The sequence below is a fragment of the Bifidobacterium sp. UMB1197 genome, from assembly GCF_030217745.1.
Taxonomy (GTDB): Bacteria; Actinomycetota; Actinomycetes; order Actinomycetales; family Bifidobacteriaceae; genus Bifidobacterium; species Bifidobacterium vaginale_B.
Window position 1 is genome coordinate 1 of record NZ_JASOOL010000007.1, and the last position, 16,231, is coordinate 16,231.

Below are 16,231 nucleotides of genomic sequence, written 5' to 3' on the forward strand. Positions count from 1 at the left end.
CTCGTAACTATATCTACCAGTTGACATGAAATAACCCTTTCACTAACTGTCCAGAAAAAGGGGTACATATCATTAGGTCAAATTTGGTACAAAGTGCGGAAAATCGTCGATTCGCGTGTGCAGAAATAACAAAAGCCGCGCAAGCCAAGAAAACCTTGACTACGCGCGGCTTATAAATCTTAGAAAAGCTTAGAAAATCCTAGAAAATCTTAAGCAAAAATTCTAAGCAAAACCTTACTCGGCTGCAGGAGCTTCGGCAGCAGGAGCAGCAGCATCGGCAGCAGGAGCAGCAGCTGGCTCTTCTGGAGCAGCATCTTCTGGAACGGTAACGCTAACAACAGACTCTTCGCCATCCATGTCGAGCACAACGCCCTTAGGAAGCTTAACGTCTTTAGCAAATACCTTGGTGCCGTCGGTTAAGCCGTCAACGTTAACCACCAAGCGCTCTGGCAAGTTGGAAACGTCTGCGCGAACCTTAAGCTCCTGAACGTCTACGAATGCAACAGCAGCACCCTTTGGAGTGCCTTCAACAAACACTGGCACCTCAACGTCAATCTTTTCGCCAGCCTTAACTTCGTAGAAGTCAATGTGCTCAACAATGCGCTTAACAGGGTTGCGCTGAACATCCTTAACAACTGCGATTCGCGATTCCTTGCCAAACTTAATGGTGAACAAAGCGTTTGCGTGACGAAGCGAAAGAGTGGTCTCCCTCATTGGAAGAGTTACGTGTACAGGTTCAGCACCGCCAGCGTAAATGCTTGCTGGAATCAAATTTGCAACGCGCAAACGGCGAGCAACGCCCTTACCGAACTCATTACGCACATTGCCTTCAAGTGTAATCTTTGTAGCCATATCGGTCTCCTTATTATCTGGATAGATTGATTAATCCAGCTTCAGGCGCACCGACGCGCCGAAAACCATATTGGCATCAGCCCAGTCGATAACGGAACTTACACGGCAATCGCAGGTGCAATCGCAGTGTTATTCCCTCGCCAAAGCAACTTGTCTAGTCTACAAAAACACTTAGACATGCGCAAACTCAGCAAAAATACTAATGCTAATTCGCAAAATCCTAATTACAAACACAACACAAAAAGTGACTTGAGCTATACAAGCTATTATCATATATAAAAGAAGTAAGCGCGCATTGAATTGTGCGATTAAAAACAAGCTGATTTTGTGACTAAAGTTGTGACTAAAGTTGCAACACAAATTACATGTTGCAACACAAATTTATGACTCAAGATTAGCGCAATTAAGGAGCAGACGTGTCCGTGCTAAACACACTCCAGCAGCAGGCTTTCAACCTTGCTCGCAAGGCCTTGCAAATCGGCAGCAACTTTGCGCACCCAGTTAGCGACGATCGCTCGGGAAGCCAAGACTACTCGCAAGTCGAAGAAAAACAAGAAGCAGCAAACACGCTACTTGCGCAAAAATCGCGTCTGCCTCGCATAGAAGAGTGGGGCGCAGAAATGCCAACCACAACGTTCTTAGACCCACAAACTGGCTTGTTGACTACAAAAACCGAGGGAAGCGCTCCGCTAGACGAAGGCACAAGCATCTACGACTTGTATGCAGATAGGGCCGCTCGAATGGGAGACGATCCGCTTTACACGTACAAAGAAAACGATGAATGGGTTACAAAAACAGCAAATCAGTTCCTTAAAGAAGTGCGAGATGCCGCAAAAGGCTTAATGCACTACGGTTTGCGCAAGGGCGATGCTGTTGCGTTAATGTGCAAAACCTCGTACGAGTGGGATATTGCCGACGCTGCGGTTATGGCTTGCGGAGGCGTGCTTGCTACGATTTACGACACGGATTCTGCCGAGCAAATTCGCAACATTGTAAACAACTCCGACTCGCGCTTTTTGATTGTTGGAACAACAGATATGAAGGAAAAGGCGGACGGCGCAATCGAAGAATGCCCAAGCCTTGAGCGCATTATTTGCATAGAAACTGGCGGATTGGCGGAACTTCAGGCTTTTGGATACGCTGTTAGCGATGAAGAGCTAGACGAGCGCATTGACTCAGTTAAAAAAACCGACTTGTGCTCAATCGTGTACACTTCTGGCTCTACGGCTGCGCCAAAAGGCGTGGAAATGACGCATGAGCATTATTGCACAACGGCGTTAAACTTGCCGATTTATTTGCCAGACTTGCTTAGCGAGCCTGATGGATCTGTGCTTCTGTTCTTGCCTCAGGCTCATTCGTTTGCGCGCGCAATCAACTATATTGTTGTTGCCAGCACGCTTAGAATCTACATTGCGCAAGGCATTACAACGCTTATATCCGACCTTCAAGTTGCAAAACCAACCGTTATGATTGTTGTTCCGCGTGTGCTCGAAAAAGTGTATAACGCGGCTTCGCAAAAGGCAGGTCACGGCGCTAAGGGACTTGCTTTCCAGGGTGCTGTTGTTACGGCTCAGCAATATATGAAGGAAGTACAGGATTCTGGAGACGCTAAGGCGCTCACAAAGGCTCGCCGCGCTGCTTACGATCCGCTGGTTTACCGCCCGATTCGCCAAGCGCTTGGTGGGCGTGCGCGCTGGATTGTTGCTGGAGGTGCACCACTGGACCCAGAGCTGCTTTCGTTCTTCCGCGGCGCAGGCGTGCCAGTTTACGAGGGCTACGGTCTTACGGAAACCACTGCCCCATGCGCGTTTACGCCTATTGGCGTTCCATTCCGCGAAGGTTCTGTTGGCATTGCTTTCCCAGCTTTCACTTTGCGAATTGCTAAAGATGGCGAAGTGCAAATTAAGGGTACTTGCGTGTTTAAGAAGTATCACAAGAACGAAGAGGCCACCGAGACTTCGTTTACAGAAGACGGATGGTATGCTACTGGCGATTTGGGCAGAATTGACGACGATGGCATGATTTACATTACTGGTCGCAAGAAGGACTTAATCATTACTGCTGGCGGCAAGAATGTAGCTCCTGGCCCTATTGAAGAAGTGATTAAGCGTTGCGATCTTGTGTCTCAAGCGCTTGTTCTTGGAGATAAGAGGCCATTTATATCTGCTCTTGTTACTTTAGACGAGGAGATTTTGCGCAATTGGCTTAAATCCAAGGGCTTGGACGAGACTATGAGCATGGAAGATGCCGCAAATAACGCGGTTGTTCGTGCGGAAGTTCAAAAGTTTGTGGATCTTGCAAATGAGGGCGTATCGCGCGCGGAATCTGTGCGAAAGTTCATTATTTTGCCAGAAGAGTTTACTCAAGAAAATGGCTTGATGACGGCTTCTATGAAGATTATTCGCCCTCGCGTTATTAAGAAGTATTCTGCATTGCTCAACACGCAAATGTACACGATTCGCAAGAAGTAGCGTCGATTCTGCGCGCTACAAGATTACGTAGATTGCACCAAGCACTGTAGAGATTCGAGATTTTTCGCCGTGAACGAGGTGAGCCTCAGCGCCGAAGGTGGTGACTCGCCGAGAGAGCAAGAAAAATCGAGAATCTCGGTGATGAAAGATACGCAAAAGTTCTAGATATCCAGAAGGTTTGATGTATTTCTCTACGAGCAATAAAAGAGGAGCGTAGCGACGGGACTTGCGAGGAGAGAAATACTCAAACCTCGCGCAACAACAAATAGGAAATGTCGCGCCCGCGTTTGTTCCCTTTTACCCGCGTTTGTTCCCTTTTTGGTCAATTTTGGAAACAAAAGCAAGAAAAAGTAAACAAACACGGGGAAATTATGCAGCTCGAAATCGTCGATTCGCAGTTTAATCCATAGGTATTTGGTAAAATCACGTTGAAAACTATATACCCCCCCCCGGTAGAAAATATGTTTTCCAAAACAAGACGAACGGCAAGCAATTGCTAAAAAATCTTGTTCAAAAACACGAAAACTAACGATTTCCTATTATCAAATATGAGGAGAGGTTTTATGAATGCTAAAATCGCAGCCGCTATATCTTTAGGCGCAAGTTCACTGGCATTATTCGGTGTGGCAAATGTGGCCAACGCTGTTGAACAGAATCCAAACATAACTCAAGAAACTAACAATGTAGTTAACAGAGAAAATCCACAATCCGAACCACAATCCAATCCAAAAACCAGCGAAGAAGCAAACAAAGAAGCAAACAAGCTTGCAGACGAAGCCGAAAGACTAGAAAAAGAAGCCAATACAGAATTTACAAAAGCTCAAGACGAATACAATCAGGCTAATCAAGCTGCGACCGACGCCAACAATGTTGCTAGCACTGCACAATCTAAGTTAGAGGATGCTCAAAAAGAGAAAACTCTCGCAGAAGAAAATCAAACTAAAGCAAATAAAGAATTGCAAGAAAAGCAATTGCAGGCATCTAAAGCAAAAGACGAAGTAACAGCAAAAACTAAAATCTTAGAAGCAGAAAAAAATAATGAAAAAGCTGCTTTAGACGCAAGGCAAGAAGCTGCAAATGCACAAATAAAAGCCGAAGAACTTAATGCTTCTGCTCAAAGTGACGCTGCAAAGCATAAAGAGCTAGCAGATAAAGCAGATGAAGATTTAAAAGATAAGCAAAAAGCTCAAAAGAAAGAAAATGCAAATCTGCAACAAGCCAAGGATGCCCTAAGCAATGCAAAAAAGGAGCATCAGGAATTATTGCAAAAGGCCAATCAGGCAGATGTACTTAAACAAAATGCAGATAAGCTTGTTGAAGACAACAATAACAATCAAAAGAAAATTACAGCCCAGATAGAAGCGCTTACAAATCCAAAATCTGCTAGCGAAAATGAAAACGTTAAAAATCTAGAAAAAGCAGCTCAAGAAGCGCAAGAAAAAGCAGATTCAGCAAAGACTAATGCTGCTAAGAAGAATTCGGAAGTCAACTCTGCAAGCGACAATCTTACAAAAGCAGAAAATGAGCTTAAGTCAAAGAACAAAGACTTTTATGATTTAAAAAACGATGTAGAGGAAGCTAAACGCACAGCAAAACAAAAAAGTGACGAATACGATCTTACCGCAGATACAGAAGATTCAAACAAAAAAGTAGAAGAAAAGTCTGACTTCTACAAGTTCTTGCAATATGTGATTGACACTGAAAAAGCTAAGAAAAACGCAGGCAACGCCAAGCTTATTGCAGACGCTGAGCGCGCTCAAAAAGTTCTTAAGGGCGAATCTTATACGGTTCCAAAAGAGTTAGTTAAAACTATAACTACTCCTGAGGGAACTGTGAAGCAATATCGTTCTGAATACACAGTTTATGCTCCAACTTGGTACAACGACTTAGTAAAGCCTGGACTTGGCAGGGTTGGCAGCGCAGACTCGCTGCAAAATATGATTGAAGCATCAACATACTACGATGCTCTTAACAAGCTGCGCAAGGCAGATGATTCTTTGCCAGAAGTCGGCGTGCGCTTAACGCATATTGCAGAGAGCATTCTACACTCCTTCTACTCCGCCGCGCATATTGGTCATGCTGTATCTCATGAACCTGAGAATGTAGCAGAAGATTTAAAAACACATGCATATAATCGATCTGCGGAAAATGTTGCGTGGAGCAACAAGTTAGACGGGCACGATAGCACAAGAAATCCACAGAAGTTTGATGACTGCGAAGTAACAGACGAAGGTCATTTTTCTTGCAAAATCAACTCTGGTGACTCACACAACGCTCTAGACGGTTGGTACACAATAGAAAAAACCTTGTACGACAACACAATTAGCAGCGGCAAATGGGCGAATCATAAACTCGCAAAGGGTGCTAAAGAAATACTGCAACAACATAGACATGATCTTGCAGATTTTACTCGCAATAAAAAAACTATCTTATTTGAAAACGACGATGACGGATCGCTGACTGGTAAGTTTATAAGCGCAGTTGGCCATTACACAAACTTTGCCGATAAATCAAATACTGCTGCGGGCTTCGCCGAAGGCGACAACTCGTATGACAATAAAAACAAATACCAAGATATTGCCATGTGGCATGGTAGCAACGAATCGACGATTACGGTTGGCCAATATAAGGATTTGCTTAATGCTTATGTTAAAAAAGTTAATCCTAATAACAATAACTTGGAACCAGATAACGCAGAAAAGTTGAAGCAGCTTAACGCGGACGCAAACCTTACAAATATGGCTATTTTTAACGCCAGATATAAGGTTTTGCAGGCAAAGCACGCCATGAGCGAGCAGGATCGTGCCGCTATTAAAGGCCTCGAAGAAAAATTCGACGATGCTGTTAGCAAATTTGAGCAAGCTCAAGAAGAGTTTAAAGACGCAAATAAAAGCAAAATCCTTCTGGAAGAATCTGCTGAGGCTGCGAAAAAACTTTATGAAGAAGAAAAGCAGAAGGCAGATGCTAATGCTCAGCTTGACGAAAATGCTAGAGAGAACAAAAAGAAGCAACTTGAGCAAGAACTTAAAGAGTTGCAAGCAGCTGCGACTGATTTGAACAAAAATGCTGAGAATGCTAAGAAAAATGCAGAAGAAACTCATAGATTGGCAGATGCAAAGCAAGCTACGATTAAGGGCGATTTGACTGATGCTGTTAATGTTGCTCAAGGCAAGGTAACTGCTGCCAATCAGGCTGTTCAAGATGCAGAAGCCGACAAGAATAATGCTGAAGAAGCACTTAAGGCTGCTAACAAAAAGGCTGATGAGCTAGCTGATAAGATTACAGAATTAGAGAAAACAGTCGAAGCGGAAACTAAGAAGATTACAGAAGCAAATAATAGAGTTTCTGATGCGCAAAAGGCTGTTGAAAATGCTAAAGATCAGCAAGAACGAGTAAGCAACGAGCTTTCTGCCTTAAGTAAAAGAGCAGATGAGGCAAATAAAAAGGTTGTAGAAACTAATGCTGATGTAAAGGCAAAGATTGAGGCTGTTAAGGCAGCTAAAAAGACTGTTGCAGATGCTAAGGATAAGGTTGCCTCTGCTCAAGCCACTCTTGCAGCCGCACAAGCTAAGGTTACGGCAGCACAAGAGACTGTTAAGGCTGTTGAAACTAAGTTTAACGAGATAATCAAGAAGCTGCCTCAAGAGACTCAGAAAACATACAGTGCCAAGTTCCTTTCTGCAACTAAGCGATTCCAGACTATGCAAACGGATTTGATGAGCTACACCACGCAGCTTGAAACGTTGACAACTACGTTGAACGATAACGCCGACGCGCTTAATAAGAACATAAAAGACACAGTGGTTCCACCAACGCCAGAGCCAGCCCCATCTCCTGCTCCAAGCATCGAAGACATAACGCCTGGCTCTGGCTCTAATACTGGCTCTGCGTCTGTTGAAGAGCCTGGCGAAGCATCTGGCAGCGACTACGTTGGCAGCTCGGACTACAGCAGCAGCAACTGGTACAGCAAGTATCTTGCAGGATACGCTAAGAATCTGTTTGCAGGCGAGCAGCTTGGATTTAACGTTGCTGTTCCAGCCGCACAATCGCAGAGTGCAAACGGTGCTAACGGCGCAAACGATCAGAATGCTAATGGTGTTGCGGCGAATAATGTTGCAGGCGCAGCGCACGCTAACACTCTTAGCGCATCCAGCGCCAATCGCATCGCAGCCGCACTAGTGGCGGGAGCTAAGGCTGCAGCCAAGAACGCTGCCAAGGCAGACGAGGCTAAGAAGGATGACGCTAAGAGCGAGTCCTCTAATAATGCTGCTAAGGATTCCGAAAAGAGCAAGTCTAAGAGCGATTCCAAGAATGATTCCAAGAGCGAATCTAAGGATGAGTCTAAGAGCGCTCAAGCATCTAGCGGCGAGGAAAGCGCAGCGCAAAGCGCGTCCAACAGCACTACGCTTAAGGTTGTTGCGGCTCTAGCTGCTGTTGTTGCAGGAATCGCAGCAATCGGAGGCGGCACTTACTTTGCTCGCCATCGTCGTGCGTAATCAAAACTAAATAAAACAAAAACCGCGGTTGACTGGTCTTAACTGACTCGTCTGCCGCGGTTTTTTGTTGCAGATTTTCCCGAAAATGTTGTTAATTTTGCTGTGTCGCGCAACATTCTCGGTAAATTTTTCCCGAAAATGTTGTTAATTTTGCCGATTTGAGCTACAAACGCGGGAAATTCTTACCGATTTTGTAGCTAATTTTGCCATTTTAAGCAACATTCTCGGGAAAATCGCTCGCGCTACGCTCTAAGCTCGAAGGCAGGTCGTGTCGTTCGCGCGGTCTAGGCGCGACGAATTAGAAACCCAAGCGCTCAAGCTTCTTAGGGTCGCTCTGCCACCCCTTTGCAACCTTTACGTGCAAATCGAGCACAGCTTTAGCACCCGTAATGCGATTCACCGCAGTGCGCAAACGCTTCTTAACGCGCACAAGATGCTCCGCGCCGCGACCAATAATAATCGGCTTTTGCGAATCGCGCTCAACATACACCGACACAATCACATGCACTTTATTATCGCCATATTGCGCATCGACGCCATCGCCCTCGCCTGGTCGCTCAATGCTATCTACAACAACCGCCAGCGAATGCGGCAACTCGTCGTCAAGCTCCTCAAGAAAAGCCCCACGAATCAGCTCCGCAATCATGCTCGAAGGACTCTCCTCGCTAAGCTGATCGTCTGGATACATCTTCGGACCTTCTGGAAGATTGTCAATCAAAACCTTCTTAACTTCGTCAACATTGTCGCGTTCCAGCGCGCTAACTGGCACAATATCCGTAAAATCGGCAAACTGTTGAATCTCAATCAAATGAGACACCAACTCATCTCGGCTTAGCGTATCAATTTTAGTGACGATTCCAATAAGCGGAACCTTCCACACCCAGTTTTCAGCCGCATCTTTTTTGGCAAAGTCGGAGCGAAGTCGGCTTAGAATTCTGCGATCTCCAGGCCCAATCTCCTGATCTGCTGGAAGCAAGAAAGCAATCGCATCCACATCTGCAAGCGACTCGTCCACAATGTCATTCAAGCGCTGACCCAGCAGAGTGCGCGGCCTGTGAATTCCTGGCGTATCAACTAACACCATTTGCGCATTTGGAGTTGTTAAGATTCCGCGAATCGCCTTGCGCGTTGTTTCTGGGCGAGAAGACGCGATTGCGATTTGCGTTCCAATTAGCGCATTCATAAGCGTTGATTTTCCAACGTTTGGTCTGCCTACTACCGCAACAAATCCCGATTTATAGCCGTTAAAATCAGGCTCTTCTACGCTCGCTTTTAGGGAAGGATCCAAATTAGCAAACATTTCGTCGTCCATATCGTCCATATCGTCCATATCGTCCATATCGTCCATATCGTTATTGTCTTTCATATTATTAATATCTTCCATACTGTTCTGCGCAAATGCCACTAAGATAAAAACCGCGGAAGGCTATTTATCGCCGTTTGCTTGCGATGATTCACTGGCTACAGCTTTGTCTTTTCCGCTATTCTCGCCGTCACTCTTTGAGTCACTCTTGGCATCATTCTTTACGCCGTCACTCTTTGAGTCACCCTTGGAATCGCCCTTTACGCCGCTCTTCCCAACGCTATCTTCTTCTTTAAGACCCTGAATATCTCGCACAACTTGAATCGTGGAAACTTTCTTGCGCCGCCCAGCAGAATCAACCGCAGTCAGCTTAAGCCCGCGAGTCACCGCGCTAGACCCAACAATCGGCACACTTCCAAGCAACTTTGTAAGCAACCCAAACACAGTGTCCACATCATCTTCGTCTATATGAACTTCAAAAATATCTTCCAAATCGGCAATCGGCGTGCGCGCAGGCATTTGCCACACACCCTCACTCACCTCTTGCGGATCCGCGTGCTGAGTGCGGTCGTGCTCGTCTTCCAGCTCTCCAACAATTTGCTCAATCGCGTCTTCAATCGTCACAAGCCCTGCAATCCCGCCATATTCATCTACAACAACGGCAACGTGCTGGCGGATTCGCTGCATTTCGTGGAACAAATCATCCACTGGCTTGGACTCTGGAACAAGCATTGGGCTTCTGCTAATCGTAGAAACCGCGCGCGAAGATGCCGCTGGATTAAACACGGTTGCACGCACAGCATCCTTTAAATACGCGATTCCTTCCAAATCGTCAACCGACTCACCGATTATAGGCACGCGAGAAAATCCAGATCTCGAACATAATTTTAGGAAATTTTCCAGCGTTTCATCGTTTTTAACGCAAATCATATCGGTTCGCGGCACCATGATTTCTCGCGTCAAAGTGTCGGAAAGCGTAAGCACATTGCGCATCATCTCCGAAACTTCTGGGTCAAAATCATTTGCCTCCACCAGCCTATCAATACTCGCCTTAGCCTGGTCTAACTGAATATTTTCTAGCTCTTCGTCGTCGGAAAGAGCAGCATTTTTCTTATGATTTTGGCTTTGACTTTGCAAATCCCCCTGGCTTGTGATTTTTGCAAAAGGATTCATAAAAACAGCAATCGAAACTATTCTAGACAAGCGCATTAGCTTAAAAACTGGCTGAGCCGCGCCCACCGACCTTGGCCGCACAAGAATAGAAACAATTGCAACAATCATTGCCACTATTAGCCCGATTAATAGCGTTAGCCAAAGAGACGCCCCAAGAGCCGCAGCGATTGCCGCAAAAGCCACGCCGTCCAGCACGTTACACACAATTCGCACAAACGCGCACGCCCCACTCGTTGCGTACCTATCTGCTATAAGCCTCTTTGCTCTGCGAATTCTAGCAAGCTTCCTCAAGCGAACAACTTGACTTTCGCTATCGTTCGTTTGCTCTTCAATCATAAGGTTATTAAGACTAGACCTTGTGACTCTTGGCACCGCCCCTTCCGCAGCTGCCATAGCAAGCGAAAGCCACACAAGCAAAACTGCGACTATTGCAATCGCAGCCAAACAAGCCCACATATGCGCAGGCAAATCAGGAATCGGCGGAATTGTAATGTTATTTAGCATGATTTTTCTCGTATTCTTCCAGCTCATTTACAGCGCCCGCTGGCAAAGTGGCGTCGTAAAGCTCGCCAGATCTAGCCGCAAAGAACGTTAGCAAAAGCTGCCTTTGCAAGCCAAACATTTGCTTTTCTTCTTGAGGCGTAGTGTGATCGTAGCCAAGCAAATGCAACATTCCGTGAATCGTAAGCAATAGCATCTCTTCCATTGTGCTATGCCCCGCCGCAGCCGCCTGCTGAGCCGCCACCCACGGGCAAATCACAAGGTCTCCAAGCATTCCTTCGCTAACTTTGTCATCGCTTCCAGGCGTCAGCTCGTCCATTGGAAAACTCATAACGTCTGTAGGGCCTTCTAAGTTCATCCATTTTTCGTGAAGACTAGCGATTGGCTCTGGGTCCACAAAAGTAATCGACAAATCGGATTGAACGCTTACTCGCATTTGTTGCAAAACCCACATTCCAAGGTCGGAGAATATTTTTGGGTCGATTTGCCAAACGGTTTCGTTCATCACTTCAACACTCATGATTACTTGATATTCCTCTCAAGATTTTGCGATTCTGCGGTTGCTGGCGATTCTGCGGTTTCTTGCGATTCTGCGGTTGCTGGCGACTTTCCACGCGCACCGCTAGCCTCACGCCTTGCATCAGCCTTCTCGCGCCTAAAATCAGCCTCGCGCTTTTCCCACGCTTCGTACGCTTCTACGATTCTCCCAACAAGCTCGGCCCTAACAACGTCTTTAGCATTTAAGTGAACAAACGCAATACTCTTAACGTCTTTTAGCACGTTCTCAATCGAAGCTAAGCCAGACTTTGGAACCGCTAAATCAACTTGCGTTCTATCTCCCGTAATTACCATTGTGGTGTTAAAACCAAGACGCGTCAAAAACATCTTAAGCTGCTGAACAGTGGCATTTTGCGCTTCGTCTAAAATAACAAAAGCGTCATTAAGCGTGCGACCTCTCATGTAAGCAAGCGGAGCCACTTCCACAACGTTTTCGTCCATATACCTCTTAAGTTGCGGCGCGCCCAACATGTCGGAAAGCGCGTCGTAAAGCGGCCTTAAATATGGATCCACTTTGTCGTTTAGCGTTCCAGGCAAGAATCCAAGATTTTCCCCAGCTTCTACAGCAGGGCGCGTCAACACTATTCTTCGCACGCGACCATCTTTTAAAGCTCTAACCGCCTTAGCAACCGCCAAATACGTTTTTCCAGTACCAGCAGGCCCAATTCCAAACGTTATAGTATTTGATTCCATTGCTTGCACATAAGCCGTTTGACCCGCTGTTTTTGCGCGAACAGGTTTTCCGCCTGCAAACGTTATTACGCCTTTAGCCATTCGCGCTTTTCTGCTCATTGCGCGCCTTTTAGTATCTTCACTAGATGGCATTAAATCGGCAGAATCTCGCGCAAAATCACTTTCGATTGAACCAGAACCAAAGCCAGAACCAAAGCCAGAACCAAAGCCAGAACCAAAGCCAGAACCATCTCCAGCACCAGCATCAAAAGACTTTAATCCACTAAACACTCCGCCTAAAACTCCGCCATTGTGCCCAATCCTATCGATTCGCACATTATGCTCGTTACCTTTAAGCACATCTCTTTCTAACATGCGTCTTACAGCATAAGAATCAACAGGAGCTTCGTAAGCGCAATCAACTATTTTGCGCAACGCGTGTTCGGCTTTGCAGGCATCTTTCTCACTTCTTGCGCTTCTAGATACAATTTTCACACAATCTGCATGAACGGAAATATCTACGCTTGGAAAAGCCTTCTCCAACTCTATTAAGTTTGAATCTGCTGCTCCCAAAACAGCAACTGGGCTTAATTCGCTTGGAATTTGAACAATACGCGTTGTACTATTTGCCACGATTTATAAACTACCTTCTTCAAGTTTTTCGCCTGTTAAAACATGAGCGTGAACATGGAACACGGTTTGGCCAGCTCCCAAACCAGTGTTGAAAACAAGGCGATAATCGCCATTATAAAAGTCGTTTGCAATTTTTTGCGCAACGCATGCAATATGAGCCAAAACGGCAGAATCATTTTGAGCAAGATCTGCAACATTCTTGTAATGATTGCGCGGAACAATCAAAACATGCACCTTGGCTTGCGGATTAATGTCTTTAAAAGCCACTACCGAGTCATCTTCATACACTTTGCTGCTTGGGATTTGCCCATCAATTATCTTGCAAAAAATGCAATCGTCGTCAGTTTTGTATGTTTTGCATGCTTTATCCATTATTTTGCCCACTTTTCAATAATTCTTACTGCAATTCTTATTGCAATTCTTATTACCGAACACCATTTACTATTTTACACAAAACACGCACAAAGCTTGCAAAATTGCTTGCAAAATTGCTTGCAAAATTGCTTGCTACTCGTACCTGCCAAGCACTCTAGAAAGCAGCGATAAGCATACTGGCCCTGCTGTAGACGCGCGTAAAATATTGCTTCCTAAAACGCAACTTTTGGCGCCAGCGTCTATAAAACTTTGCACTTCTTCTTCGCTAATTCCGCCTTCTGGCCCCACAATTACGTAAACAGTGCGCGTTTTGCCATCTTTTAAGCATTTTTCCGTTAAGTCGTTTACGTAATTTTCGATTTGACTAAAAGAATCCGTTGCGTCTTGATGCAAAACAACTACAAGACTTCCATAAACACATGCACGCCTACAAATCGCTAGAATCTGCTTGCTTGTAACTGGCTCTAAAAGCTCTGGCATCCACGCTCTACGCGATTGCTCCGTAGCGGACTCAAGCACCTGATTCCATCGCTTATCTGTGCGCCCTGGCTTCCATTTTGCAATCGACCTATCTGCACACCAAGGAATTACTTCGTCTACTCCGATTTGCGTAGCCATGTCTATTGCTTGCTCATCGTGACCCGTTTTTGCCAGCGCCTGAATCAGCGCCAATCTGGTTGTTGGAGCAGGCTCTTTTATAAACGAATCTACTCTAACTAAGCCGTTTTCACTGTCTGTAATCGTTGCGTGAATTCGCACTCCTTTGCCGTCCGAAAGGTCTAGCGAATCGCCATCCGAAAGTCGCATTGCGCTTATTGCATGCCTTTTAACGTGTTGAGGCAAGCTAAGAGTCCACCCCTCTTCAATCCCATTTGCAAGAACGGGCGCATCGTCTTTATTTGTATCCAGCAAAAACAAAGCATCTGTCATAATTTAAGCCTAACGTTAGGCGCAGCCAACATTTTTGCTGCTTATGACTACTTATGTAATTGTGCAAGTAATTCTGTGCAAGTATTGTGGCAAACTAGAATGGTATGTATTGGAGGTATGCGCAAATGGTTGACGATTTTAACTGCAACTTTGCGCATTTTAATAATCAAGATTCCTCTACAAGCGATGAAGCTTTTGTGACTTTTCGCGTATCTCGTTTTACGCCAAATGACGATTCTTGCGATTCTTCGACAGCTCTCGACTCTTCGGTTGCTTGCGATTCAACCACTGGCCCAGCCACTGCTTCAGCCACCGATTCAACATCAAGCCCCTCCACCAACTCCCCTGGTTTAGTTAGAAGGCACAGGGAAAGCCCTTTTGCAAAAAAGCGCAAAAGCAGCCCATTCCAGGCGCAAGATTCTGGCGATTCACCAGCTAAAGCACTAAGCGGAAAACATTGGGTTCAGGATTATACAATTCGCGCGCGCAAAAACGACACGATTTTAGACTGCTTGCTTAAAATTAAGCGCACACTAGACCCCACTTTGGCATTTAGATACTCTTGCGGCCACGGCGTTTGCGGATCGGATGCTGCAAACGTAAACGGCATACCCACTTTGCTTTGCACAGCTACAATCGCCCAAAACGCTAGGCAAAATACGCAAAATCAAGGGGTTCGATCAAGCGGTTTTAGAAGAACTGGTAGCGTAAAATCGCAAGCTTCCGCAACATCAGCCGCAACCGCAGAAAATCACAATCTTCAGTCACAATCTAAAGAAATATCTTCACTAATCCAAAATGGAAGCTTTGGCATTATTGAGATTGCGCCACTTTCAGGCTTTGCTGTTCAAAGAGACCTTATTTGCGACCTTTCCCCAATGATTGCACAGCTTAAAAGACTTGAGCCATATTTGCAATCGCAAAATGTTCCAACAAGAAACAGCAGCGGAAAGCTTGCGATTATTGAGTTTTTGCAGCACCCAGAGCAGCTTGCAAAGTTTGAGCTTTTAAGCAATTGCATAATGTGCGGAGTGTGCGAAGGAATTTGCCCAGTTTATGCGGGCGGAGAAGCATTTATTGGGCCTGCAGCGCTTATAAACGCAGCGCGATTTATTAACGATTCCAGAGATAACGCCACTAATCGAAGATTAGACTTGGCGGATTCTAGCGACGGCATAAGCGCATGCCAATCCGTGCGCGCATGCTCCAGGCAGTGTCCGCGAGGAATCGACGTTGGAGAAGAGATTTGGCAGCTTACAACGCTTATAAATGAGCGAAAAATAAGCCAAAATAAGCAAGAATAAGCTAAGACTTAAGCTAAGACTTAAGATAAAACTTAAGATAAAACTTAAGCTAAGACTAATTAATAAACTTGTCTCCAGTTGCAATTCTCACAGCTTCTATAGGGTCGTCTGTAATCGCAAGCAAACTAGGATCAAAAGACGATATAAGTCCTCTTTCTTTAACCGTAGTTCCAATCCAATCAATAAGGCCTTTCCAATATTCGCTGCCAAAAAGCACAACAGGAATTTTAGAAACCTTATGAGTTTGAACAAGCGTAAGAGACTCAAAAAGCTCGTCCATTGTGCCAAATCCGCCTGGGCACACAATAATTCCCGAAGAATATTTTAAGAACATTGTTTTGCGAACAAAAAAGTAGCGGAATCGCATGCCAAGATTTACCCACTGATTTAGACCCTGCTCATGAGGCAATTCGATTCCTAGCCCCACGCTTGTTCCACCAGCTTCTGCCGCTCCGCGATTTGCCGCTTCCATAATTCCAGGCCCGCCGCCCGTTATCACTGCAAAACCGCGGTTTACAAGCTCTTTGCCCATTATGCGAGCGCTATTGTATTCTGGCTCATCGGGCTTTATGCGAGCAGAGCCAAACACACTAACAGCTAATCCAAGTTTTGCTAAAGCATCGAAGCCATCTATAAACTCGGCTTGTATTCTAAGAACTCGCCAAGGGTCAAGGCCTTGCCACGCGTAATTATTATGCGAATCACTATTAGGCAAATCGTGTTGCAACAGCGTTTCCGTTGTGCTTTCCTTAGGGATCATTGGCCCGCGCATCATTACGGCACCGCTGTAATAAGTGTCTTTCCAAGGTGAATTCTGTTCGGTGTTTTGCGAGCGCAAGTCGCAAGATTTATCAGATTTATCTAAATTATTTTTAGAAACCATAAGTCACCCTCTAAAACCTTCTAGAACTTTCTAGTCATCTTCTAATCGCAATTAAAAACAGACTTAATCACTCTATCACT

Annotated in this window: 11 protein-coding genes; 3 read left to right on the top strand and 8 right to left on the bottom strand. The window is 45.4% G+C overall.

Translation table 11 applies throughout. The annotated features are described in order from the left end of the window. Nucleotides 1-234: 234 nt before the first annotated feature. The gene (locus QP420_RS04865; protein ID WP_060787224.1) at nt 235-852 is read right to left on the bottom strand and encodes a 50S ribosomal protein L25/general stress protein Ctc; all 618 of its coding nucleotides are present in this window, start codon (nt 850-852) and stop codon (nt 235-237) included. Nucleotides 853-1,268: 416 nt separating this feature from the next. On the opposite strand from QP420_RS04865, the gene QP420_RS04870 reads away from it, so the two are divergent. Continuing rightward, nucleotides 1,269-3,323, top strand: a complete 2,055-nt coding sequence (locus QP420_RS04870; protein WP_481616715.1) for an AMP-dependent synthetase/ligase — start codon at nt 1,269-1,271, stop codon at nt 3,321-3,323. Between the two features lie 563 nt (nt 3,324-3,886). Further along, entirely contained in the window at nt 3,887-7,819 is a 3,933-nt protein-coding gene (locus QP420_RS04875) for a hypothetical protein (RefSeq protein ID WP_481616716.1), read from the top strand. A 298-nt stretch (nt 7,820-8,117) separates the two neighbouring features. Here QP420_RS04875 and era read toward each other — a convergent pair whose 3' ends face one another. The 6 genes from era to QP420_RS04905 all read right to left on the bottom strand — a co-directional run bounded on the left by era (nt 8,118) and on the right by QP420_RS04905 (nt 13,964). After that, nucleotides 8,118-9,194, bottom strand: coding sequence for a GTPase Era (gene era / locus QP420_RS04880; RefSeq protein ID WP_481616755.1), 1,077 nt, complete (start codon nt 9,192-9,194; stop codon nt 8,118-8,120). Between the two features lie 51 nt (nt 9,195-9,245). Beyond that, nucleotides 9,246-10,799, bottom strand: coding sequence for a hemolysin family protein (locus QP420_RS04885; protein WP_481616756.1), 1,554 nt, complete (start codon nt 10,797-10,799; stop codon nt 9,246-9,248). Next, the gene (gene ybeY, locus QP420_RS04890) at nt 10,789-11,316 is read right to left on the bottom strand and encodes an rRNA maturation RNase YbeY (RefSeq protein ID WP_004130585.1); all 528 of its coding nucleotides are present in this window, start codon (nt 11,314-11,316) and stop codon (nt 10,789-10,791) included. The genes QP420_RS04885 and ybeY overlap by 11 nt, the downstream gene beginning before the upstream one ends. Before the next feature lie 2 nt (nt 11,317-11,318). Beyond that, on the bottom strand, nt 11,319-12,659 hold the full coding sequence (locus tag QP420_RS04895; protein ID WP_481616717.1) for a PhoH family protein: 1,341 nt from the start codon (nt 12,657-12,659) through the stop codon (nt 11,319-11,321). Nucleotides 12,660-12,662: 3 nt separating this feature from the next. Further along, a complete protein-coding gene (locus QP420_RS04900) occupies nt 12,663-13,031 on the bottom strand; it encodes a histidine triad nucleotide-binding protein (RefSeq protein WP_004122874.1) in 369 nt (122 codons plus the stop codon). Between the two features lie 135 nt (nt 13,032-13,166). Continuing rightward, the gene (locus tag QP420_RS04905; RefSeq protein WP_415689591.1) at nt 13,167-13,964 is read right to left on the bottom strand and encodes a 16S rRNA (uracil(1498)-N(3))-methyltransferase; all 798 of its coding nucleotides are present in this window, start codon (nt 13,962-13,964) and stop codon (nt 13,167-13,169) included. Between the two features lie 125 nt (nt 13,965-14,089). Here QP420_RS04905 and QP420_RS04910 point away from each other — a divergent pair, with 125 nt between their 5' ends. Further along, the gene (locus tag QP420_RS04910; protein WP_481616757.1) at nt 14,090-15,268 is read left to right on the top strand and encodes a succinate dehydrogenase/fumarate reductase iron-sulfur subunit; all 1,179 of its coding nucleotides are present in this window, start codon (nt 14,090-14,092) and stop codon (nt 15,266-15,268) included. 55 nt (nt 15,269-15,323) lie between these two features. Here the strand turns inward: QP420_RS04910 and QP420_RS04915 are convergent, their stop codons facing one another. Then, complete coding sequence (locus tag QP420_RS04915) at nt 15,324-16,151, bottom strand: LOG family protein (RefSeq protein WP_060787215.1); 828 nt, start codon at nt 16,149-16,151, stop codon at nt 15,324-15,326. Nucleotides 16,152-16,231 lie beyond the last annotated feature (80 nt).